Here is a 22,007-nt window from a genome sequence, read left to right on the forward strand (position 1 = left end):
GGGGGTGTCCGCACGGTGAGCGTGTTCGGCACCGATGGCCGGGATTCGTTAACGTGCACGATGTGACTGCTGAAACCTCCACCCTCGCAAGCGGCGCCGTCGCCGCCGGTCTGGCGACCATCGCCGCCGACGGCACCGTCCTCGACACCTGGTACCCCGCGCCCGAGCTCGCCGCGGCGCCCGGCCCGGCCGGCACGGTGCGGCTGACCGCCGCCGAGGCCGAGGCCGCTCTCGGCCCGGGCGCCTCGGAGGCCCTGCGCGGCGACGCGCGCCGGGGCGTCGAGGTGGTCGCCGTGCGCACCACCATCGCCTCGCTGGACGAGAAGCCGCTCGACGCGCACGACGCCTACCTGCGTCTGCACCTCCTGAGCCACCGCCTGGTCAAGCCGCACGGCCAGAACCTGGACGGCATCTTCGGTCTGCTCGCCAACGTCGCCTGGACCAGCATCGGCCCGGTGCCGGTCGACCTGGTCGAGCAGACCCGGCTCGCCGTCCGTGCCCAGGGCGGCCAGCTGGCCGTGTACGGGATCGACAAGTTCCCGCGCATGACGGACTACGTCGCCCCGAGCGGTGTCCGGATCGCGCACGCCGACCGCGTCCGCCTCGGCGCGCACCTGGCCGTCGGCACCACCGTGATGCACGAGGGCTTCGTCAACTTCAACGCCGGCACGCTCGGCACCTCGATGGTCGAGGGCCGGATCAGCGCGGGCGTCGTGGTCGGCGACCACAGCGACATCGGTGGCGGCTCCTCGATCATGGGCACGCTCTCGGGTGGCGGCAAGCAGGTCGTCTCGGTCGGCGAGCGCTGCCTGCTCGGTGCCAACGCGGGGATCGGCATCTCGCTGGGCAACGACTGCGTGGTCGAGGCCGGCCTGTACGTCACCGCCGGGACCCGGGTGACCACGCCGGACGGCAAGATCGCCAAGGCCGTCGAGCTGTCCGGCCAGGACAACCTGCTGTTCCGCCGCAACTCCCAGAGTGGCGCGGTCGAGGTGATCGCCCGCTCCGGCTCGTGGGGCGGCCTCAACGCGGAGCTGCACGCGCACAACTGACGTCCTGTGCACTCGGAATCCAGTGGGGGCGCGGGGAACGGCGCGAAGCGGTAGGGCACAGGTCGTTGCCTTCCGGTCTCGCGCAGTTCCCCGCGCCCCTGAGGTCTGTGCGTGCCTAGCCGAGCGGGGCGTCGTGCGGCAAGCCGGGCTCACTCCTGGGGCTGACCGGGGGCGGGTGTTGGACCTCAACGAGTGGTCTGCGGTGACCGGGCGCGAGGACGGGTCGTTGGACCGGCGGGGCCATGTGCCCGGGCAACTGCCCCGACGACCGTCGCATCACACCGCACTACCGAGCTGGAGGGGTCCCCTCATGTCCGAACCCTGGTCCGAGGCACCCGTCACACCGCAGCAGACCGCCTCCGCTGCCACACCCAAGAGCCTGCTGGAGCAGATGCAGGAGCTGCTCGCCTCTCTCAACGCCTCTCTGGCCGGGCTCGACGCCGACCTGCACTCCTCAGGCGCCCGGGGCACCGAGCCCGGAGCGACCGACAGCCCCACGGACTCGTCCGCGCGGGGTCGGTAACCGCTCCCAGAGACCGGCGGCCCCAACGGGACGACCATCATCGACGGCCCGGGCCCCATCCGGTCCGGGCCCTCTCCCTCGCCCTGCCCCTCGTCCTGGTACGTCTCCTTGCGAACCGTGCGGAGCAGCTCCGCCACCAGGTCCTTGCACTCGGCCCCGGCGTCCACGCCGTCGATGCACCGCCAGTAGAGGCTCTCCGCGTCCGCTCCGCAGGCCAGCACCACCAGTGTCTCGGCGACCTCGTGCAGCAGCCGGCCGAGCTCCTCCAGCGCCGGTTCGAGCTCGCCGACCTCGTCGAGACGGCCCGCTCGGCCGCTGCCGACCCAGTCGGTACGACTCCACTCGGGATCGGTGCCGTCGTCAGCCGCCGGGCCCGTCGGCGGCTGGTCCAGGCAGCTCACCGCGTGCGCCCCGGCGTCGCACAGCAGCTGGCCGAGCGCGCCGATCTCCCCGTCCTCCCGCTCGGCGATCCTGGCGCCGACGGCCTCGGTGAGCAGGCCCGCCTGCCAGGCCTCCGCCAGCACGTCCGGTACGGTCCTGGCCTCCGCCAGGGCGTGCCGAGCCGTCTTGATCAATCGCAGCGCGTCCATGCCTCGCCGCTCCCCTCGCTCGCGTCGGACCGCCGGTGTCGACGGTGAGTCACGGCGCAAGCGTGCTGCGCGGAGCGTCCTTGCGCAGCACCCCTCTCGAAAGCTGTGGACAACTCCGGCCTGTGGATAACTCAGGTCACCCACACGAGGGACCTCACCTGCTGTCGGCGTCCCCGCGACTGTCCTCGCCCGACACCGGGAGCCTGCCCGGCACCGGGAAGCGGACCTCGTTCCGCTCGATCTTCGCCGCCAGCGCGGCCGCCGGGTCCACCCCGACCGCCGTGCAGAACTGCAGCAGGTAGGCCAGCACATCGGCGACCTCGTCCCGCACCCGGTGCGCACTGTCCGGATCGGTCATCACCTCGGCCGCCTGCTCGGGCGTGAGCCACTGGAAGATCTCGAGCAGCTCACCTGCCTCCACACTCAGCGCGGCCGCCAGGTTCTTCGGGGTGTGGAACGGCTGCCAGCTCCGGGCCGCCGCGAACTCCGTCAGCCGCTGCTGCAGCTCGTCCAAGGGGTTGCCCACCGGGCCGGTCTCCTGATCACTCACGCACCCAGGTCTACCGCATCCACGCCGTCCCGGCGTAGGGACTGCGGTGGCACCCGTGGTGACTCGGGCAGCAGCACACTGTGCCCGGAGGCCGGGTCCCGCCGGCACTCGACCAGCTCCGCCCCGCCCGCCTCGCGGGCCGCCGCCGGGTCCTGCAGGGCGGCCAGCAGCCGGATGTCCTCCTTCTCGCACACCTCGCGCGCCACACGCAACAGCGAGGCGACCTGCTCCGCGCCCAGGCCGGCCCCCAGGTCCTCCGCCAGCACCGTCAGCTGCCGGTGCGCCGAGGGCACCTCGCCCGCCGGGTCGACGTCCAGCACCCCGGCCCCGGTGAGCAGCACGGCGGCGAAGGCCAGCAGCCGCAGCATGCCGTCCGAGGCCTGGTCCGCGCCCGTCCGGCCGAGCACCCCCTCGTCGAAGACCGCGAGCAGCTTCTCCTGCGCCTCGGGGCCGCGCCGGGCCACGTCCAGGCCGAGCAGCGGGTGGGGCGCGGCCGCCTGGACGGCCTTCAGCAGCCGGCCGTAGCGGCGGGTGCAGTCGCTCTTCACCCTGGCCAGCACGGCGGAGATGTTGGCGGCCGAGCCGAGCAGCCGGGCGTCCGGGTCCGGCCGCGTCCAGCCGCGCATCAGCGCGGGTACCGGGTGGAGGGGGAAGACCTCGCGCAGGGCGGTGAGCAGCTGCTCGCCGGCGGCGAGCACCTGGCGCTCGCCGGGCGAGGAGCCGGCAACCCGGAGCGGGATCTGCGCGGTGATCAGACTGTCGCTGGGGAACGGCGCCCGGATGTCCCCCTGCCGGGTGTCGTTGTGCCAGGTGACGTTGACCTTCCCGTGCGCGACGTCCTGCTCGCCGGTCTCGACCAGGGTCTGCCCGTCGCAGGTCAGCCACTCCCGGGCGACCCGTACCGGGCCGTCGGTGCGGACCACCAGTTCGAGCCGGATCGGACCGGCGCAGGAACGCACCGTACAGCCCAGGATGATCGCGTTACGGCCGTGCGGCACACAGCCCAGCAGCCCGCCGCGGACCGGCAGGGCCAGCGGCCCGGCCGTGCCGCCGAGGCCGTCCAGCGACGGACCGATCGGCTCGCCGAGGGCGAGGCGGGAGAGTACGGCCAGCGCGTCCAGCGCGTTCGACTTGCCGACGCCCGACGGCCCGTGCAGGACGGTCAGCGGGGCGAGCGGGAGGGTGGTCCGGCGGTAGGACTTGAAGGAGGTGAGCCGGAGCTCCTCGACGGTGGGGCGAAGGGCGGGGCGGACGGCGGACGATGAGGGTCCCCCCGGCCGAAGGCTGGAGGAGGCTTCGCTGGTCACTCGGGGGACCTTAGCCCTCGTCGGAAGAGGCGAAACGTGCCTGCACGAGAGATTCATCCCAAGGAGTTGCCGCGTACATCCCTCCACGTCAGCGGTACGTCCCTGCACGTCAGCGGTACGTCGCCACCTGTACCGACCCGGTGACCTCGACGGGTTCGGGCAGCTCGGCGAGGGCCGCGGCGAGCCGGCCGCCGTCGGTGTGCCAGGCGTTGGGGCCCATCGCGACGACCGCCGCCGCATCGGCCCGGGAGAGGCTCAGCCGGAACTCGACCTCCACCCGGTCGACCCTGGTGAGCCAGGGGCTGAGCTTCTCCTCGATCCGCCGTTCCTTGTCCTCGTCCACCGACAGCAGACCCAACTCCGCCACCAGTTCCCGGAGATGACGGGAGGTCGGCGAGACCAGCAGCAGCCGGCCGCCGGGGCTCAGCACCCGGCGGATCTCCGGGCCGTTGCGCGGGGCGAAGACGTTGAGCACCAGGTCCGCGCAGCCGTCCCTGAGCGGGAGCGGGCGCCAGGCGTCGCAGACCACGGCGCCGATCCGGGGGTGCGCCTTGGCGGCCCGGCGCAGCGCGTACTTGGAGATGTCGAGTGCCGCGCCCGCGCTCCCGGCCCGCTGCAGGACGTGCGCGAGGTAGTAGCCGGTGCCCGCCCCCAGGTCGGCGACCAGGCCCGCAGCACCGTCCGCCGCCGCCGCGAGCGCGTCCGCGATCGGCAGGTAGTGGCCGGCGGCCAGGAAGCCGCTGCGGGCGGCGACCATGTCGGCGGTGTCGCCGGTGCCCGTGTGCGCGTCACCGGCGAGCAGGCTCACGTAACCCTGCTTGGCGAGGTCGAAGCTGTGGCCTGCGGCGCAGCGCAGGGTGCGGCCTTCGAGGGTCAGCTGCTGTGCGCAGTGCGGGCAGGCCAGATAGCGCTCGATGTCCTGCAGCAACGTCCGTGGTTCCTCGCCGTGTGGGGTGGACCCCAAGGGTACTCAGTCCGAGTCGCCGTCCTCCCCCTCGTCCTCGCCGCTGACCTCCTCGTCCTCGGGGTCCTCCACGACCCAGCCGGCCAGGCGCTCGGACACTCCGCTCACGCCGAGCTTGCCCTCCCGGATCGCCCGGGCGAGGCTGCGCACCTCGCGCGCGGTGGTGGCGACCGTACAGCCGCTGGCCACCAGGTAGGAGTAGGCGACGGCGGTGGCGAACAGTTCGTTGGTCCGCTCCAGGGCCGGGACGCGGATCAGCTGGTGCATCAGGGCCGCCGCACGGTCCTGCGGCTCCGGGTAGACGGCGATGTCGAAGATTTCGGCCTGGTGCCGGGCGACCGCCGCGAGCAGCGACCCGTAGTCGGTGACCTGGGGATCGCCCGGGGTGTACTGCTCGGCTGTCATGAGCAGCCAGGAGAGGTCGACCTCAAGTTTCAACGGCGCACGTCCTGCAGGTCGTTGGGGCCGTGCTCGGCGAACTCGGCCAGGAAGGCCGTCTCGTACTCCTTCATGAACTGGGCGGCGGTGTCGACGAAGAGCCGCCCGGCCTCGCCCATGTCCTGTTGCACCAGCCGTTCGATGTACTGATTCATGCTGATCCCCTGCTGCTCGGCCCGCTCACGGGCCATCTCGGCGGTCGTGGCATCCACCCGGACGTTCAGCTGCTTCTTTGCCATACTTCAAGCTAGCGCCGAAGCGCTAGCACAACAAGGGCGCATTCCGGCCTCCCCCGCTCCCCACAGATGTCCGCTCACGCCCCAGCGGAAACACGAAGGCCCGGGCGGGCACCTCGGCGGTTCTGCCGGCAGGTGCTCACCCGGGCCCTTCGGATCGTCACTCCGCGATGGGCTCCAGGATGGCCACGCACTCGAAGTGGTGGGTCATCGGGAAGAGGTCGAAGGCCCGCAGCGAGACCGGCCGGTAGCCGCCCTCGCGGAAGAAGGCCAGGTCGCGGGCGAGGGCCGCCGGGTCGCAGGCGACGTACGCGATGCGCCGAGCCTCCAGGCCCGCCAGGTGCGCGACGGTCTCGCGGCCGGCACCCGCACGCGGCGGGTCGAGGACGATCAGGTCGGTCGAGGTGATCCCGGTGCGCGGGAGGAGGCTCTCGACCTTGTCGTGCTCGATCCGGACGTTGTCCAGGGCGGCCAGGTTGTGCCGGGCGTCGACGACGGCCTGCTTGCTGGACTCGATGCCGAGCACCGCGCCGTCCTCGCCCACCCGGTCGGCCAGCGCGCCCGCGAAGAGGCCGACGCCGCAGTACAGGTCGAGGGCGTTCTCGCCCCACTGCGGGTCGAGGCCGTCCAGGACGGCGTCGACCAGGGTGTCCGGGGCCTCGGGGTGGATCTGCCAGAAGCCGCCGTTGCTGACCCGCCAGGTGCGGCCCGCCGCGACCTCGCGGACGAAGGTGCGGCCGTGCACCCGGTGGAAGTTGTCGTGCTCGTCGATCCGGGAGATCGAGACGGGCTTGTCCAGCTCGACCAGCGGCAGCTGGGCGCCCGGCGCGGGCGTCAGGATGATCTGACGGTCCGACGAACCGGTGGCGGCGACCGCGTCGATCGAGGTGATACCGGGCCAGTCCCGCGCCTCGATGCCCAGCTCGGTGACGCCCTCGGCGGCGATCAGGCAGCGGTCGATCGGCTGGATCTCGTGCGAGCGGTGCTTGCGAAGACCGACCTTGCCCGAGGCCGGGTCCACCGCGTACTGGACCCGGCTGCGCCAGGCCGGGACCTCGCCCGCCGGGAGCTTGCCGCCGACCGGCTCGACGCTGCCGTCCCAGCCCGCCTCGGCCGGGGTCAGCCCGGCCAGCTTGGCGAGCTGCTCGGTGAGCACCGCGACCTTGAGCTTGCGCTGGCCGCCCGGGGTGACGTGCTGCCAGTCGCAGCCACCGCACCTGCCGGGGCCCGCGAACGGGCACGGCGGCGCGATGCGGTCCTTGGCGGCCTCCAGGATCTCCACCGCGTCCGCACGAAGGAAGCGGGACTTGGTGGTGCCCTCGGTGACCTGGGCGATCACCCGCTCGCCGGGCAGCGCGTGCCGGACGAACAGCACCCGGCCCTCGTGCCTGGCCACGCAGTGCCCGCCGCCGTGCGCGACCGCGCCGACCTCGACCTCGTAGCGCTCGCCGACCAGCGGGTCGCCGGCCGGGACGCGCGGCGCGGCCGGAGCCTTGACCGCCTTCGCCACGGGCTTCGCGGTGCGCAGCACCTTGGGCGGGCGGACGGCCTGCTTGCGCGGCCGCTCGGCCTTCGAGGCCCCGGGGCCCTTCGGCTCGCGTACGGGCTTCGCCGGCTCCTCCCCCGGAGCCAGCGGCGCGGTCTGCGCCGTGAAACCGTCGCGGTCGGTGGCGGCCGGGCGCGCGGGCTTGGCGCCCCAGCGCGGACGGGCGACCTGCCCCGGCTTGGAGGCTTTGCCCGCCTTGGCGGACTTGCCGGAGCCCCCGGACTTGCCGGAGGGGCGGGGCGGGTTGTTGCGGGTCACGAAGAGGCGTCCTTGCTGGCGTCGGTGAGATCGGTGCCGGAATTCCCCGACTTTACGCGCTCCGGCCTGGGCTCGCCGCGCCGGACGGCGCCGGGGGCGGACCACGCCTTCTGCGGCTTGCGCCGCTCGGAGGACTCCAGCTGCCAGGGTACGGAGGTCACCATCACTCCGGGCTTGAACAGCAGCCGCCCCTTGAGCCGCAGGGCGCTCTGGTTGTGCAGCAGGTGCTCGTACCAGTGGCCGACCACGTACTCGGGGATGTAGACGCTGACCACGTCGCGCGGGCTGCTGCGGCGCAGATTCTTGACGTAGTCGAGAACCGGGCCGGTGATCTCACGGTAGGGCGAGTCCAGCACCTTGAGCGGGACCTCGATGCCCCGCTCGTCCCACTCCTGCCGCAGCGCAGCCGTGTCGGAGGGGTCCACGTTGACGGTGACGGCCTCCAGCGTGTGCGAGCGCGCGAGCCGGGCGTACGCGAGCGCGCGCAGGGCGGGCTTGTGCAGCTTGGACACCAGCACGATGCCGTGGACGCGGGTGGGCAGCACCACGTCGTCCGGCTCCTCGGCGGCGACCAGCTCCCGGGAGACCCGGTCGTAGTGGCGGCGGATCGCCTTCATCATCACGAACAGCACGATCATGGTGGCGATCGCGATCCAGGCGTGGCTGATCTTGGTGGCCAGCACCACGATCAGCACCGCCGAGGTCATCACCAGGCCGAAGGTGTTGATCGCCCGGCTGCGCTGCATGTGGGCGCGCTTCTTCGCGTCCGTCTCGGTGCGCAGCAACCGCGTCCAGTGCCGGATCATGCCGGACTGGCTCATGTTGAACGAGACGAAGACGCCGACGATGTAGAGCTGGATCAGCCGGTTCGGATCGGCGTCGAAGGCCACGATGAACAGGATCGCGGCGGCGGCCAGCAGGATGATGCCGTTGGAGAAGGCCAGCCGGTCGCCACGGGTGTGCAGCTGGCGCGGCAGGTAGCGGTCCTGGGCGAGGATCGAGCCGAGCACCGGGAAGCCGTTGAAGGCGGTGTTGGCGGCCAGCACCAGGATCAGGCCGGTGACGGCGGCGATGAAGTAGAAGCCCGGCGTGAAGTTGGAGAACACTGCCTCGCTGATCTGCGCCAGCGCGGTCTTCTGGTGGTAGTCGGCCGGGGCGCCACCGAGCTGCGTGGCGGGGTCCTCGGCCATCTGGGCGCCGGTCAGATGGGCGAGATAGATGATGCCCATGAACATCACCACGGCGATGCTCGCCATCATCAGCAGCGTGGTCGCGGCGTTCTTGCTCTTGGGCTTGCGGAAGGCGGGCACACCGTTGCTGATCGCCTCGACACCGGTCAGCGCGGCACAGCCCGAGGAGAACGCCTTGAGCAGCAGGAAGACCAGCGCGAACCCGGCCAGCGACTCGTTGCCGGGCGTCGCCGCCAGGTGGAAGCCGGAGCTCTCCGCCGGCATGTCCGACCCGAAGACGAAGTGCCGGACCAGGCCGTACAGCACCATGCCCATCACGCCCGCCATGAAGGCGTACGTCGGGACGGCGAAGGCGGTGCCCGACTCCCGTACGCCGCGCAGGTTCATGCCCATCAGCACGATCACCAGGAGGACGGATATGCCCAACTCGTGGCCGCGCAGCGCGGGGACGGCGGACACCACGTTGGCCACGCCGGAGGTGGTGGACACGGCCACCGTGAGGATGTAGTCGACCAGCAGGGCGCTGGCCACCACCAGGCCGGAGTTCGACCCGTGGTTGACGGTCGCGACCTCGTAGTCGCCGCCGCCGCTGGGGTAGGCGTGCACGTTCTGCCGGTACGAGGCGACCACCGCGAGCATCACGATGGCGACGACGACGCCGATCTGCCAGGAGAAGTGGATCGCCGAGGCCCCGGCCAGAGAGAGCGTGAGGAGGATCTCCTCGGGGGCGTAGGCGACCGAGGACAGCGCGTCCGAGGCGAAGACGGGCAGCGCGATCCGCTTGGGGAGCAGCGTCTCCCCCAGCTTGTCGCTGCGCAGCGCGCGTCCGATCAGGATGCGTTTCGGTAGGTCAGCAGGCATAGGCACGTTAAGGAATCGTAGGGGGTCCGGCGCGAGGTGCTTCCTCCTGGTGCCACCTTCATCGAGACTGCGTTCGGTGGACCGGCTAGCGTGTCGGATGATGAGCTTGCGGGCAACACCCCAGTTGCCCCGCCACGCCGAACCGAAGGCGTGCTCGAGAGATCACCCCCGAATGCGGGGTGCGGAAGGATGATGAGCGGTGTCTGCGCAGGTCATGACCCCAACGGACTGGGTGAGGTAGCGTCCCGTGCACATCGTCATCATGGGCTGCGGACGCGTGGGTTCCGCCCTCGCGAGAGCGCTCGAGAAACAGGGTCACTCGGTGGCCGTCGTCGACCAGGACCCGACGGCCTTCCGCCGGCTCGGCGCCGGGTTCAACGGACGCCGGGTCACCGGTGTCGGCTTCGACCAGGACACCCTGCGGGAGGCCGGCATCGAGGAGGCCGGTGCCTTCGCTGCGGTCTCCAGCGGTGACAACTCGAACATCATCGCCGCGCGGGTGGCCCGGGAGAACTTCGGCGTGGAGAACGTCGCGGCCCGGATCTACGACCCCCGGCGTGCCGAGGTCTACCAGCGCCTGGGCATCCCGACCGTCGCCACCGTCCGCTGGACGGCCGACCAGATGCTGCGCCGGCTGCTGCCGAGCGGGGGCGAGCCGCTCTGGTCGGACCCGAGCGGCACCATCCAGCTGGCCGAGGTGGCCTACGCCCCGTCCTGGATCGGGCACAAGCTGAGCGCGATGGAGGAGGCCTCCGGCGCCCGGGTCGCGTTCGTCACCCGGCTGGGCGAGGGTGTCCTGCCGACCCCGCAGATGGTGGTGCAGGAAGGCGATCTGGTGCATGTGACGCTGCGCCGGGCGGACCTGGCGGCCGTAGAGGCCGCGTTCATGCAGGGTCCGCAGGAGGGTGAGCACTGATGCGTGTCGCAATTGCCGGAGCCGGTGCCGTCGGCCGCTCGATCGCGGGCGAGCTGCTGGAGAACGGCCACGAGGTCCTGCTCATCGACAAGAACCCGAGCTCCATCTCGGTGGAGCGGGTGCCGACGGCGGAGTGGCTGCTGGCCGACGCCTGTGAGATCACCTCGCTGGACGAGGCCGCGCTGCACCGCTGCCATGTGGTGATCGCCGCAACCGGTGACGACAAGGTCAACCTGGTCGTCTCGCTGCTGGCGAAGACCGAGTACGGCGTGCCGCGGGTGGTCGCCCGGGTGAACAACCCGAAGAACGAGTGGCTCTTCAACGAGTCCTGGGGCGTCGACGTCGCGGTCTCCACGCCGCGCCTGATGTCGGCGCTGGTCGAGGAGGCCGTCAGCGTCGGCGACCTGGTCCGGCTGATGCGCTTCAGCCAGGGCAACGCCAACCTGGTCGAGCTCACGCTCGCGGCCGACGCCGAGCTGGTCGGCACCCGGGTCGGGGACGTGACCTGGCCGGTGGACACCGCGCTGGTGACGATCATCCGCGAGGGCCGGGTGCTGGTACCCGGCAAGGACGACACCCTGGAGGGCGGCGACGAGCTGCTCTTCGTGGCCGCGCAGGAGCGCGAGGAGGAGCTGGAGAGCCTGCTGTCCGCGGACGCCGGCGCCCAGTAGTCACGCACGGACACGAACGAGGGCCGTACCCGGGATCCCGGGTACGGCCCTCGTTCGTGTCAGCTGCCGTCCTCGTCGAGCTCGGCCTTGATCGGCGGCGGGGCCTTGAGCAGGATCTGCCAGGTGACGTACATCGCGAGCAGCATCGGCGGGATGCCGAGCGCGACCTTGAGCCAGCCCAGCAGGTTGACGTTGCCGGCGAGGTACAGCGGGAAGAGGATCATCGGCTTGATGCCCATGATCACCACCCAGGCCCAGGTGGCCTTGGTGTACGCGGCCAGGCGGCCGGGGTTCTGCTTGCGCCAGGTGAACATCTCGCCGGTGATCGGGCCGAGCATCACGCCGATCAGCGGCCAGCGGACCAGGGCGGAGACGGCCAGGCCGAGGCAGTAGCCGACGTTCCAGAGCAGGCCGGGAAGGTAGAAGTTCTCGGCCTTGCCGGTCTTCATCGAGATCCAGGCGCCGAGGGCGACCCCGAAGACGCCGCTGAAGGCGTGCTGGATGGTCTCCCGCCTCAGCAGCCGGACCACCACGAACAGGCCGCTGAGTCCGAGCGCGGCCCAGGCCGCGTGGGCGACCTGGTGGGTGAGGTTGAAGGTGATGATGAAGACCAGGCCGGGCAGCGTCATGTCGATCATGCCGCGGACACCGCCGAAGGCCTTCATGACCGTGTCCGCCGCCTCCTTCGAGGCAGCGGCCTCCCGGGCGGCGGCGGCCTCGGCCGACTCCGCGGGCTCGGCCCGGTGATCCGGATCGCGCTGGGCCAGGTCGAGCTGGGCGGCGGGCTCGCCGCCGGGCAGGTTGGTCACTCTCACTCGCTCCCGTGTCCGGCCGGACGCAGTTCGTAGCGGGGGTTGAACAGCACGCGGCGCCCGCGTGCATGGCTGATCCTGCCGGTGGCGATGAGCCGGCGGCCCGGCTCTATGCCGACGATCGAACGGCGGCCGAGCCAGACCACGTCCAGCGCGTCACTGCCGTCGAAGAGTTCTGCCTCCAGAGCCGGCACGCCGGCCCGGGGGCGGAGGGTAACGGTGCGCAGGGTGCCTGCGACGGTGACCACCTCGCGGTCGCCGCAACTGGCTATCGGAGTGCAGCCCGACTCCGCGGTGTCCTGGCGCAGTTCCTCGGCCTCGAGCTCCTCGGAGGAGGAGGTCAGACGGCTGAGCATGCGTCGGAAGCGGCCCTGCGGCTGGTCGCTGCTGTTGTCACCACTCATGCCCGAAGGGTACCGGTTTCACGGGTCCCAGCGGCAGGGCCGAAGGTCCGGGCGGCGAGAACCCACGCCCCGTCACGCCTCGAAGCGGTACCCCATGCCCGGCTCGGTGATGAAGTGGCGGGGGTGCGAGGGGTCGACCTCCAGCTTGCGGCGCAGCTGGGCGAGATAAACCCGCAGGTAGTTGGTCTCGGTGCGGTAGGCGGGGCCCCAGACCTCCTGCAGGAGCTGGGTCTGGCTGACCAGCCGGCCCGCGTTGCGGACCAGCACCTCCAGCAGGTGCCACTCGGTCGGGGTGAGGCGGACGTCGGTGCCGCCGCGGTTGACCTTCTTGGCGGCCAGGTCGACGGTGAAGCTCTCGGTGGCCACCACCGAGTCGTCCTCCCCGGCCACCGGCTCGGCCCGGCGGACGGCGGCCCGCATCCGGGCCAGCAGCTCGTCCATGCCGAAGGGCTTGGTGACGTAGTCGTCCGCGCCGGCGTCCAGGGCCTCGACCTTCTCGTCCGAGGCGTGCCGGGCGGACAGCACGATGATCGGGACCCTCGTCCAGCCGCGCAGGCCCTTGATCACCTCGACGCCGTCCATGTCGGGCAGGCCGAGGTCGAGGACGACCACGTCGGGGTGGCGGGCGGCGGCCAGCTCCAGGGCGCTCGCGCCGTCATGGGCCGCGTCGACCTCGTACTTCCGGGCCTTGAGGTTGATCACCAGGGCGCGAACGATCTGCGGTTCGTCGTCCACGACGAGGACCCGGGTCATACGGGCTCCGCCTTTCGGTTCAGCTGTGAGTGTTCGGGCAGGTCGACGGCGGGGAGGGTGACCACCATGGTCAGCCCGCCGCCCGGGGTGTCCTCGGCGGCCACGGTGCCGCCCATCGCCTCGACGAAGCCCCGGGCCACCGCGAGGCCGAGGCCGACGCCCGCTCCGCGCGGGGCGTCGCCGTAGCGCTGGAAGGGGGCGAAGATCCGCTCCTTCGCCTCCTCCGGCACCCCGGGGCCGCGGTCGACGATCCGCAGCTCGACCCGGCCGGGCGCGCCCGCCGGGTGCAGGGCATCGGCCCTGACGAGCACCTTCACGCCGTCGGGGCTGTACTTGACGGCGTTCTCGATCAGGTTGGCCAGCGAGCGTTCCAGCAGCCCGGCATCGGCGTGGATCATGGGCAGCGTCTCGGAGACGTCCAGCTTCACCGCGTCCAACGGCACGCCGCCGAGCGCGAAGGGGACGACCTCGTCCAGGTCGGTCTCCTGGATCAGCGGGGTCACCGTGCCGGTCTGCAGGCGGCTCATGTCGAGCAGATTGTTGATCAGATGATCGAGGCGGTCCGCGCCGCTCTCTATGCCGGCGAGCAGCTCCGCCTCGTCGGCCTCGTCCCACTCGACGTCGTCGGCGCGCAGCGAGCTGACGGCGGCCTTGATACCGGCCAGCGGGGTGCGCAGGTCGTGCGAGACGGCCGCGAGCAGGGCGGTACGGATCCGGTTGCCCTCGGCCTCCCGGCGGGCCGCGGCGGCCTCCCCGGCCAGCCGGCGCCGCTCCAGCAGGACGGCGGCCTGAGCGGCGAAGGCGCCGAGCAGGCGGCGGTCCTCGGCGGGGAGGACCCGGCCGCGGAGCACCAGCGTGAGGTACGTGCCGGCCGGGACGTCCACCTGGCCGTCCTCGGGGTGCTCGGGCGGGTGCGGGCCGCTGGCGGCGATGGTGTGCCACGGGTCGAACTCGTGCCGCCGCTCCAGCAGCGCGACCGAGTCCTCCTGGAAGGTCTCCCTGACCTGGTCCAGCAGCGCCGTCAGCAGCCCGTCACCGCCGGGTGCGCCGCGCAGGACCGTACCGGCGAGGGCGCTCAGCGACTGTGCCTCGGCCTGGCTGCGGGCCGCCTGCTGGGTACGGCGGGCGGCGAGGTCGACCACGGAGGCCACGGCGATGCCGACGGCGGTGAAGATGCCGACCGCGACGATGTTCTGCGGCTCGGAGATGGTGAAGGTGTGCACCGGGGGCGTGAAGTAGTAGTTCAGCGCCGAGGAGCCGACCAGGGCGGAGGCGATGGCCGGGAAGAGCCCGCCGACGAGCGCTGCGCAGACCGTCAGCGACAGGAAGAGCAGCATGTCGGTGGGGAGGCCGAGCCCGTCCACATGGGTGAGCAGCACGGCCAGCAGGAGCGGGCCGGCGACGCCGATCAGCCAGCCGGCGACGGTACGGGTGCGGCCGAGGTCGGTGATCTTGCGGATCGGGATCCGGCCGCGGCCCTTGGCGGCATGCTCGTGCGTGACGATGTGCACGTCTATGTCGCCCGAGTCGCGGGTGACGGTGGCGCTGACGCCGGGCCCGTAGATGTACTGCCAGGCACGGCGGCGGCTGGACCCGAGCACGATCTGGGTCGCGTTGACGCCCCGGGCGAAGTCCAGCAGGGCCAACGCCGGGTCGTCGCCCAGCACGGTGTGGAAACTGCCGCCGAGGCTCTCGACCAGGGCCCGCTGCTCGATCAGCGCCTGCGGCGAGCCGGCGCCGGCGAGACCGTCGGACCGGGAGATGTGGACCGCGAGGACCTCACCGCCGGAGCCCCGGGTGGCGATCCGGGCGGCGCGGCGGATCAGGGTGGCACCCTCGGGGCCGCCGGTCAGGCCGACCACGATCCGCTCGCGGGCCTGCCAGGTGCCCTCGATGCCCTGCTCGGCCCGGTAGCGCTGGAGGTACTCGTCGACCCGGTCGGCCGTCCAGAGCAGGGCGAGTTCGCGCAGGGCGGTGAGGTTGCCCGGGCGGAAGTAGTTGGAGAGGGAGGCGTCGATCTTGTCCGGCGCGTACACGTTGCCGTGCGCCAGGCGGCGGCGCAGCGCCTGCGGGGACATGTCGACCAGCTCGATCTGGTCGGCCCGGCGGACCACCTCGTCCGGGACGGTCTCGCGCTGCCGGACGCCGGTGATGCCCTCGACCACGTCGCCGAGGGACTCCAGGTGCTGGATGTTGACGGTGGAGACCACGTCGATGCCGGCCGCGAGCAGCTCCTCGACGTCCTGCCAGCGCTTCGCGTTGCGGCAGCCGGGGACGTTGGTGTGGGCGAGCTCGTCGACCAGGGCGACGGCCGGCCTCCGACGGAGGACGGCGTCCAGGTCCATCTCGGTGAAGACGGCGCCCCGGTGTGTCAGCTCGCGGCGCGGGACGGTCTCCAGACCCTCGCCGAGCTTCAGCGTGTTCTCCCGGCCGTGGTACTCGACGAACCCGGCCACCACGTCCGTGCCCCGGGCGACGCGCCGGTGGGCCTCCGCGAGCATGGCGTACGTCTTACCGACCCCGGGGGCCGCCCCGAGGTAGATCCGCAGCCTGCCGCGTGCCATGTGCACCATTCTCGATCGGGTCCGGTCTCCGGACACCTGTTCGCCGGTTTCGAGACTACGGCTTTCCGGCTTAATTTCCCCTGATCGGAGTAGTAGACGGATAGTTTTAGCGGCTTTTTGACGGTCCACCGCCGGGTTCTGCCTTCATGCCGCCGCCACGCCCACGCAACACCCCGCTGGGAGCATCGACCGCATGCTGTCACTCGTCGCTCCCCCCACACTCGGCCGCGGCCCGCTGCCGGTCGAGGGCGGCGGTGCCGGTGCGGTACTGCGCGCGGTACTGGCCGGCGGCCCGCTGGCCCGTACCGCCGTCGGACGGGCCACCGGGCTCAGCCCGGCCGCCGTCTCCCGGCACACCGCCGACCTGATCAACCTCGGCCTGCTGCGCGAACTGCCGCCGCCGGACGGTCCGCCCCGGGCCGGCCGCCCGCAGCTGCCGCTGGACGTGGACACCCGCCATCACCTGGCCTGCGGGGTGCACATCGGCGTCCCCTGGCTCACCTTCGCGCTGCTGGACCTGCGCGGCCGGGTGATCGCCCATGAACGGCTCCCCCGGCAGGGCGACGCGGCGGCGGTGCTGGGCGCGATCCGCGACCACCTGCCGAACTTCCTGGCCCGCCGGACCGCCGGCCGCTCACTGCTCGGCCTCGGCGTGGTGACCGGCGGCTGGGTCGACTCCGAGCGCGGGACGGTGGTGGAGCACGGCCCGCTCGGCTGGCGTGACGTTCCGGTGCGCGGCGAGCTCGCCCGGGTGACCCGGCTGCCGGTGCACGTGGACAGCCACGCCCGGGCGCTCGCCCAGGCGGAGCTGCTGTTCGGCGCGGGCAGCGGGGCCACCGAGCTGGTGCAGCTGTTCGTCGGCAATGTGGTGGACGCGGCGATCGCCACCGGCGGCACCGTGCTGCGCGGCCTCCGCTCCCGCGCCGGGGACGTCGGCCACCTGCCGGTGCCGGGCTCGACCGAACCGTGCGTCTGCGGCCGGAAGGGCTGCCTCCAGGCGACCGTCTCGGAGCGGACCATCGCCCGACGGGCCCACGAACAGGAGCTGATCCCCGCCCCGGTCTTCGAGCTGCTGCTGAGCCTGGCCGGAGCGGGCGACCCGCGAGCCCTGCGCCTGATCGAGGAGCGGCTGCGGCTCGCCGCCCCGGCGGCAGCGCTGCTGCTGAACATGGTCAACCCCGAGGTGCTGGTGGTCAGCGAGGCCGGGCTGATGGTGGTGCCGGAGCTGGGCGGCTACCTGTGCGAGCAGATCATGGAGCACTCCCGGCCCGAGCCGGGGCAGGTGGTCACGGCCGCCTTGCCTGATCAGCCACTTCGAGCCCTTCACCCTGCTGACGGCACTCGCCGTGGTCACCGAGCGGATCGGGCTGATCGGCACGGTCTCCACCGGCTTCTCCGAGCCGTACAACCTGGCTCGGCAGTTCGCCTCGCTGGACCACATCAGCCGCGGCCGGGCCGGCTGGAACATCGTCACCTCGGCCGGCGAGCGGTCGGCACAGAACTTCAACCGCAGCGCCAACCAGGAGCACGGCCTCCGCTACGAGCGCGCGGCCGAATTCCTCGACGTCGCAACGGCACTGTGGGACAGCTGGGAGGACGGCGCGCTGCTGCTGGACCGGGAGAGCGGGGCATTCGCGGAGGCGGAGCGGGTGCACGAGATCAACCACGTCGGAAAGCACTTCCAGGTCCGCGGCCCGCTGAACATCCCGCGCAGCCCGCAGGGCCACCCGCTGCTGGTCCAGGCCGGGTCCTCGGACAACGGCCGTGCCTTCGCGGCTCGTTGGGCAGAGGCGGTGTTCACCGCGCAGCAGACGCTCGAGGAGGGGCAGTCCTTCTACGCCGACCTCAAGCTCCAGGCCACCGCGCTCGGGCGCGACCCCGGCCATGTGAAGGTGCTGCCCGGCGTGGTGCCGGTGCTCGGCTCCACCGAGGCCGAAGCCCAAGCACTGGACCGGGAGTTGGACGAACTGATCAACCCGTCCCGGGCGGTGGGCGTCCTCTCGACCGTGCTCGGCGTCGACCTGACCGACCACCCGCTGGACGAACCGTTGCCGCCGCTGCCGCCGGTGACCGAGATCAACGGAGCCAAGAGCCGCTTCGAGTTGATCCGCGACCTCGCCGAGCGCGACCGGCTCACGCTCCGCCGGCTGATCGGCCGGCTGGGTGGCGGCCGCGGTCACCAGCTGGTCGTCGGTACGCCCGAGCAGGTGGCCGACCACATCGAGAGCTGGTTCACCCAGGGCGCGGCGGACGGCTTCAACATCATGCCGCCGATCCTGCCGGACGGGCTCGACGACTTCATCGAGCAGGTGCTGCCGATCCTGCGCAAGCGCGGCCTGTTCCGCGAGGGCTACACCGGCCGCACGCTGCGGGAGCACTACGGGCTGCCGCGCCCGGCCGGGCGTTACTCCGCCTGACACATGACCGTGCGCCGCGAGGATCTCGCGGCGCACGGTCATGTCCGGGGTCAGGAGGTGTAGTGAGCCGCCTCGTCGCCCTCGATCACATAGCTGGGCTCACCCGTGACGCCGACCGGCACGTCACCGGCCACGGTGACCCGGTGCAGGCGCCGGGGCAGGTCGTCGTAGTCGTCCGGCGCGTAGTGCTGGGTGGCGCGGTTGTCGAAGAGCACCAGGTCCCCGACGGACCACCGCCAGCGCACCACGTTCTCAGGCCGGGTCACGTACGCCTGCAGACTGCGCAGCAGGTCGTGCGACTCGGCGGACGGCAGACCGATGATGCTCTGCGCGAACCCGCCGACGAACAGCCCGCGTTCGCCGGACTCGGGGTGGACCCGGACCACCGGATGGGCGGTCCGGTACTTGCGCGAGGTGAAGACCCGACGGCGCTCGGCGTCGGCCTCGTCCAGTTCCTTGCCCTGTGCGTAGTCGTAGTCGTTGGTGTGCACGGCCCAGAGCCGGTCGGCCAGCTCGCGCAGCGCGTCCGGGAGATCCTGGTACGCCGTCTGGGAGTTGGCGATCAGCGTGTTGCCGCCGTACGGGGGGACGATCAGGCTGCGCAGCGTGCTGGCCTTGGGGGGCGTACGGACGAAGGTGACGTCGGTGTGCCAGCGGTTGGCCCGGCCACCGTCCTCGCTGTCCACCGGGAGGACGTTGGGCCGGCCCTCCAGGGACGGGACGGTGGGGTGGGCGGTGGTGAGGGTGCCGAAGTGGGCGGCGAAGCGGAGCTGGCCCTCGTCGTCGAGGTTCTGGTCGCGGAAGACCAGGGCCTTGTGGGCGAGCAGCGCCTCGTTGAGGCGGCCGACGGTGTCGGCGTCGAGGGGCTGGGAGGTGTCGACGCCGGTGATCTCGGCGCCGATCCGGCCGCCGATCTTGTGGATCTCGATGCTGGGCATGGTGGTACCTCTCTGCTCGGTGACGGTTGTTCGGGAGGTGGTGGGTACGCGCTGTTCAGGAGGGTTCCTTCAGCTGTTGAGCGGGGCCCGCCAGGCCGTGAAGCGGCGCTCCAGGGCGACCAGCAGTTGGTTGAAGGCCACGCCGATGACGGAGATGGAGACGATGCCCGCGTACATCTGCGGGATGGCGAAGTTGAACTGGGAGGCGTTGATCAGATAGCCCAGTCCCGCCTTGGCGCCGACCATCTCGGCCGCGACCAGGACCAGGATCGAGACCGCCCCGGCCAGCCGGATGCCGGTGAAGACCACCGGCACCGAGGCCGGCAGGATGACCTTCTGGAACAGGCGCGGCGCGGACAGGTCCAGCGAGCGGGCGAGCCGCAGCAGGGTCGGGTCCACGCTGCGTACCGCGCTGATGGTGTTCAGCAGGATCGGCCAGAGGCAGGCGTACAGCACGATCGAGATCTTCGAGGTCTCGCCGATGCCCAGGATCAGCACGAACACCGGCAGCAGCGCGAGGGCGGCCGTGTTGCGGAAGAGTTCAAGCAGCGGGCTGAGCAGGTTGGCCACCGGGCGGTACCACCCGATCAGCAGGCCGAGCGGAACTCCGATCGTCACCGCGAGCCCGAAGCCGGTGAACGAACGGGTGAGGCTGGCCTGGGTGTTGGTCGCCAGCTGACCGCTGTCGAGCAGACCGAACCAGGCGTCCACCACCTCACTGAACGGCGGAAGGAAGGTCCGGTCGACCAGGCCGAGGCGCGGGGCCGTCTCCCAGACCGCGAGCAGCAGGGCGATCGCCAGGGACTTGGTGAGAGCGGAGAGCAACAGCCCGGGGATTCGGGAGCCGCGGCGGGGTGCCGGAACGGCGCGGGTCCGGGGGGCAGCCGGCCGGACCAGGACTGCGGCGGCTGTGCCCAGGTCAGGATTCCGGTCGGTCGTCAGGGTGCTGCTCAGGTCCGTGCTCATGCGTGGCTGACCTCTCTCTCCAACTGCCGGGCCCGGCTGACCTCGTCGTGCAGCAGGCTCCAGATCTCGTGCCGATAGCGCGCGAACTCCGGGCTGGAGCGCAGGTCCTGGGCGGCGCTGCGCTCTCCGAGGTCGATCGGGACGACCTCCTTGACCCTCCCCGGCCGGGAGGTGAGCACAGCGACGCGCCGGCCGAGGTACACGGCCTCCTCGATACCGTGGGTGATGAAGACGACGGTCTTGCCCGTGCGTTCCCAGATCCGCAGCAGCTCGTCCTGCAGCGACTCCCGGGTCTGGGCGTCGAGGGCTGCGAACGGCTCGTCCATGAGCAGCACGTTCGGGTCGTACGCGAGACTGCGGGCGATCGCGACGCGCTGCTTCATGCCGCCGGAGAGCTCGTGCGGGTGGCGGTCCTCGAAGCCGGTGAGGCCGACCAGGTCGAGGTACTCCCGTGCGCGGGCGGCACGTTGGCGCCGGGGGACCCCGGTGGCCTCCAGGCCGAACTCGACGTTGCCCTGGGCGGTGCGCCACGGCAGCAGGGCGTACTGCTGGAAGACGATGCTGCGGTCCAGCCCGGGGCCGGTGACCGGCTCGCCGTTCAACAGGATCTGACCGGAGGTGGGCGTGGTGAGCCCGCCGAGCAGGTCGAGCAGGGTGGACTTGCCGCAGCCGCTCGGGCCGACCAGGACGACGAACTCGCCTGCTGCGACGTCCAGGTCAACGCCGTCGACCGCGACGAACTCGGCGCGCTGACGGACGCCGGAGCGTCCTCGTACGGGGAAGGTCTTGGTCACCTGCTGGAAGCTGATCTGCGAGGTCATCGCTCAACTCCTGCTTTCCGAAGGGGAGGCGGCCGCAGGCGCGCTCGCAGCCGCGGTGTAGCCGTTGAACGCGTTGGTGTAGAGGTCGCCCGGCTTGACCTGGCCGGCCTTGATGTCGCCGTGCGACACCAGCCAGTCGATCCAGAGCTTGAACTCGTCGTCCGAGATCCGTCCGCCCGTCTCGGCGACGCCGTAGGACTTCCAGTACTTGAGGGTGGCGGTGTCCTCGTTCCGGCCGCGCTTCTTGATGATCTCGGTGTAGCGGGCGATCACCTGGTCGCGCGGCGTGCTCCTGCTCCACTCGATCGCCTTTGCGACACCGGTCACGAAGGTCCGCGCGGTGGTCGGATTCGCTTTGATGAACCGGTCGGTCAGGACGTAGGTGCCGGCGCTGAAGGCACCGAGCAGCTCGAAGTCACTGAACAGCGGCCGGATTCCGCCTGCGGCAAGCGCCTTGTCCCGCAGGATCCCGCCGAGGACCGCCACCTCGATCTGCTTCTGACGCAGCGACTGCTCGGTGTTCACCGGGGGGATGACGATCGGCTCGACCTTGGCGATCTCGGCGGGCGAGAGCCCGTTGCGCTGCAGGTAGATGTCGAGCATCGCCTCGGAGTGCGCGCCGAGGGTGTTCATGCCGACCTTCTTGCCGATCAGGTCGCGGGCCGAGCGGATCGGGCTGTCCTGCAGCACGTAGTAGCCGCTGAAGGTGGCGGCGTCGACGCCGTAGTAGCTGATCACCGCCTTCACCGGGGCGCCGGCCGCGATCAGCTTCACCACCGCGCCGTTGAACGCCCCGCCGAAGTCGGTCTGGCCGGTCGCAGCGGACTGGATGTCCTGCGGACCGCTGATGGTGTTGCCCACCCACTCCAGCTTCACATCGCCGAAGTAGCCGAGATCCTCAGCGAGTTCAGGCAGGGTTACCTGCCCGACCGAGCCCTGGTATCTGAGTCTCTTCGTCTCGGCTGTGCTGCCCGCTGTCGCGGTGGCCCGGCCGCAGGCGGCGGCAGCGGCACCGATGGCGGCGAGGGCCAGGAAGTTGCGTCGGGAGGTGGTGGCCATGGGCTGTTCCTTTGCGGGCAGCAGGGTACGCCGAGCTGGACGAGCGCCGATCGGCCCGTCGAGTGGCATGAGGAAGCGCGACCGGCCCGCAGGGCGGAACGGCGTACGCGGATAGGGAGGACCTCAGCCCTCTGCTCGGGGAGCGGGGCCGGGAATGGTGGTGAGACGCGT

The 22,007-nt window shown here is 71.5% G+C and carries 20 protein-coding genes and 2 pseudogenes; 5 read left to right on the plus strand and 17 right to left on the minus strand.

Features of this window, described 5'->3' with window-relative positions; translation table 11 throughout:
* The first annotated feature begins 62 nt into the window (after positions 1-62).
* Complete coding sequence (gene dapD, locus FB465_RS11635; RefSeq protein WP_425461164.1) at positions 63-1,052, plus strand: 2,3,4,5-tetrahydropyridine-2,6-dicarboxylate N-succinyltransferase; 990 nt, start codon at positions 63-65, stop codon at positions 1,050-1,052.
* Positions 1,053-1,328: 276 nt separating this feature from the next.
* Here dapD and FB465_RS37700 read toward each other — a convergent pair whose 3' ends face one another.
* The 8 genes from FB465_RS37700 to FB465_RS11680 all read right to left on the minus strand — a co-directional run bounded on the left by FB465_RS37700 (position 1,329) and on the right by FB465_RS11680 (position 9,515).
* Positions 1,329-2,165 (minus strand): DUF6099 family protein, encoded by an 837-nt coding sequence (locus FB465_RS37700; RefSeq protein ID WP_170290569.1) that lies wholly within the window; start codon positions 2,163-2,165, stop codon positions 1,329-1,331.
* 154 nt (positions 2,166-2,319) lie between these two features.
* The gene (locus FB465_RS11650; protein ID WP_246192618.1) at positions 2,320-2,715 is read right to left on the minus strand and encodes a nucleotide pyrophosphohydrolase; all 396 of its coding nucleotides are present in this window, start codon (positions 2,713-2,715) and stop codon (positions 2,320-2,322) included.
* Positions 2,712-4,022 carry an AAA family ATPase gene (locus FB465_RS11655; protein WP_145790093.1) on the minus strand — a complete coding sequence of 437 codons (1,311 nt, stop codon included), beginning with the start codon at positions 4,020-4,022 and terminating at the stop codon, positions 2,712-2,714. Before FB465_RS11655 ends, FB465_RS11650 begins: the two co-directional genes overlap by 4 nt.
* A gap of 109 nt (positions 4,023-4,131) precedes the next feature.
* Entirely contained in the window at positions 4,132-4,950 is an 819-nt protein-coding gene (locus FB465_RS11660; protein ID WP_145790095.1) for a putative RNA methyltransferase, read from the minus strand.
* Positions 4,951-4,992: 42 nt separating this feature from the next.
* Positions 4,993-5,424, minus strand: a complete 432-nt coding sequence (locus FB465_RS11665) for a fic family toxin-antitoxin system, toxin component (protein WP_145790096.1) — start codon at positions 5,422-5,424, stop codon at positions 4,993-4,995.
* On the minus strand, positions 5,421-5,663 hold the full coding sequence (locus FB465_RS11670; RefSeq protein WP_145790098.1) for a toxin-antitoxin system HicB family antitoxin: 243 nt from the start codon (positions 5,661-5,663) through the stop codon (positions 5,421-5,423). Before FB465_RS11670 ends, FB465_RS11665 begins: the two co-directional genes overlap by 4 nt.
* Before the next feature lie 157 nt (positions 5,664-5,820).
* A complete protein-coding gene (locus tag FB465_RS11675) occupies positions 5,821-7,170 on the minus strand; it encodes a class I SAM-dependent RNA methyltransferase (RefSeq protein ID WP_145797278.1) in 1,350 nt (449 codons plus the stop codon).
* A gap of 290 nt (positions 7,171-7,460) precedes the next feature.
* Complete coding sequence (locus FB465_RS11680) at positions 7,461-9,515, minus strand: APC family permease (RefSeq protein WP_145790100.1); 2,055 nt, start codon at positions 9,513-9,515, stop codon at positions 7,461-7,463.
* A gap of 247 nt (positions 9,516-9,762) precedes the next feature.
* Here FB465_RS11680 and FB465_RS11685 point away from each other — a divergent pair, with 247 nt between their 5' ends.
* Both FB465_RS11685 and FB465_RS11690 read left to right on the plus strand, forming a co-directional pair.
* A complete protein-coding gene (locus tag FB465_RS11685) occupies positions 9,763-10,431 on the plus strand; it encodes a potassium channel family protein (RefSeq protein WP_145790101.1) in 669 nt (222 codons plus the stop codon).
* Positions 10,431-11,102, plus strand: a complete 672-nt coding sequence (locus FB465_RS11690; protein WP_145790103.1) for a potassium channel family protein — start codon at positions 10,431-10,433, stop codon at positions 11,100-11,102. The genes FB465_RS11685 and FB465_RS11690 overlap by 1 nt, the downstream gene beginning before the upstream one ends.
* 59 nt (positions 11,103-11,161) lie before the next feature.
* Here the strand turns inward: FB465_RS11690 and FB465_RS11695 are convergent, their stop codons facing one another.
* The 5 genes from FB465_RS11695 to FB465_RS36880 all read right to left on the minus strand — a co-directional run bounded on the left by FB465_RS11695 (position 11,162) and on the right by FB465_RS36880 (position 16,233).
* Positions 11,162-11,911, minus strand: a complete 750-nt coding sequence (locus FB465_RS11695; protein ID WP_246192619.1) for a DUF3159 domain-containing protein — start codon at positions 11,909-11,911, stop codon at positions 11,162-11,164.
* A 2-nt stretch (positions 11,912-11,913) separates the two neighbouring features.
* Positions 11,914-12,318: an OB-fold nucleic acid binding domain-containing protein gene (locus FB465_RS11700; RefSeq protein ID WP_145790104.1), complete on the minus strand. Its 405-nt coding sequence runs from the start codon at positions 12,316-12,318 to the stop codon at positions 11,914-11,916.
* A 72-nt stretch (positions 12,319-12,390) separates the two neighbouring features.
* Positions 12,391-13,071, minus strand: a complete 681-nt coding sequence (locus FB465_RS11705; protein ID WP_145790106.1) for a response regulator — start codon at positions 13,069-13,071, stop codon at positions 12,391-12,393.
* A complete protein-coding gene (locus tag FB465_RS11710) occupies positions 13,068-15,635 on the minus strand; it encodes a sensor histidine kinase (RefSeq protein ID WP_145790108.1) in 2,568 nt (855 codons plus the stop codon). Before FB465_RS11710 ends, FB465_RS11705 begins: the two co-directional genes overlap by 4 nt.
* Positions 15,636-15,834: 199 nt before the next feature.
* Entirely contained in the window at positions 15,835-16,233 is a 399-nt protein-coding gene (locus FB465_RS36880) for a hypothetical protein (RefSeq protein WP_246192620.1), read from the minus strand.
* On the opposite strand from FB465_RS36880, the pseudogene FB465_RS37915 reads away from it, so the two are divergent.
* Together FB465_RS37915 and FB465_RS11720 are read left to right on the plus strand one after the other, a co-directional pair.
* Positions 16,165-16,803: pseudogene (locus FB465_RS37915) on the plus strand (ROK family protein); the annotation flags it as partial. The gene FB465_RS36880 and the pseudogene FB465_RS37915 overlap by 69 nt on opposite strands.
* Before the next feature lie 148 nt (positions 16,804-16,951).
* Positions 16,952-18,052, plus strand: a pseudogene (locus FB465_RS11720) (LLM class flavin-dependent oxidoreductase); the annotation flags it as partial.
* Between the two features lie 50 nt (positions 18,053-18,102).
* Here the strand turns inward: FB465_RS11720 and FB465_RS11725 are convergent.
* From FB465_RS11725 to FB465_RS11740, 4 genes are all read right to left on the minus strand, one after another.
* On the minus strand, positions 18,103-18,990 hold the full coding sequence (locus FB465_RS11725; RefSeq protein ID WP_145790111.1) for a TauD/TfdA dioxygenase family protein: 888 nt from the start codon (positions 18,988-18,990) through the stop codon (positions 18,103-18,105).
* A gap of 69 nt (positions 18,991-19,059) precedes the next feature.
* Positions 19,060-19,956: an ABC transporter permease gene (locus FB465_RS11730; RefSeq protein WP_145790113.1), complete on the minus strand. Its 897-nt coding sequence runs from the start codon at positions 19,954-19,956 to the stop codon at positions 19,060-19,062.
* On the minus strand, positions 19,953-20,777 hold the full coding sequence (locus FB465_RS11735; RefSeq protein WP_145790115.1) for an ABC transporter ATP-binding protein: 825 nt from the start codon (positions 20,775-20,777) through the stop codon (positions 19,953-19,955). The genes FB465_RS11730 and FB465_RS11735 overlap by 4 nt, the downstream gene beginning before the upstream one ends.
* Before the next feature lie 3 nt (positions 20,778-20,780).
* The gene (locus tag FB465_RS11740; protein WP_145790117.1) at positions 20,781-21,836 is read right to left on the minus strand and encodes an ABC transporter substrate-binding protein; all 1,056 of its coding nucleotides are present in this window, start codon (positions 21,834-21,836) and stop codon (positions 20,781-20,783) included.
* Positions 21,837-22,007 lie beyond the last annotated feature (171 nt).

Source organism: Kitasatospora atroaurantiaca (assembly GCF_007828955.1).
GTDB lineage: Bacteria > Actinomycetota > Actinomycetes > Streptomycetales > Streptomycetaceae > Kitasatospora > Kitasatospora atroaurantiaca.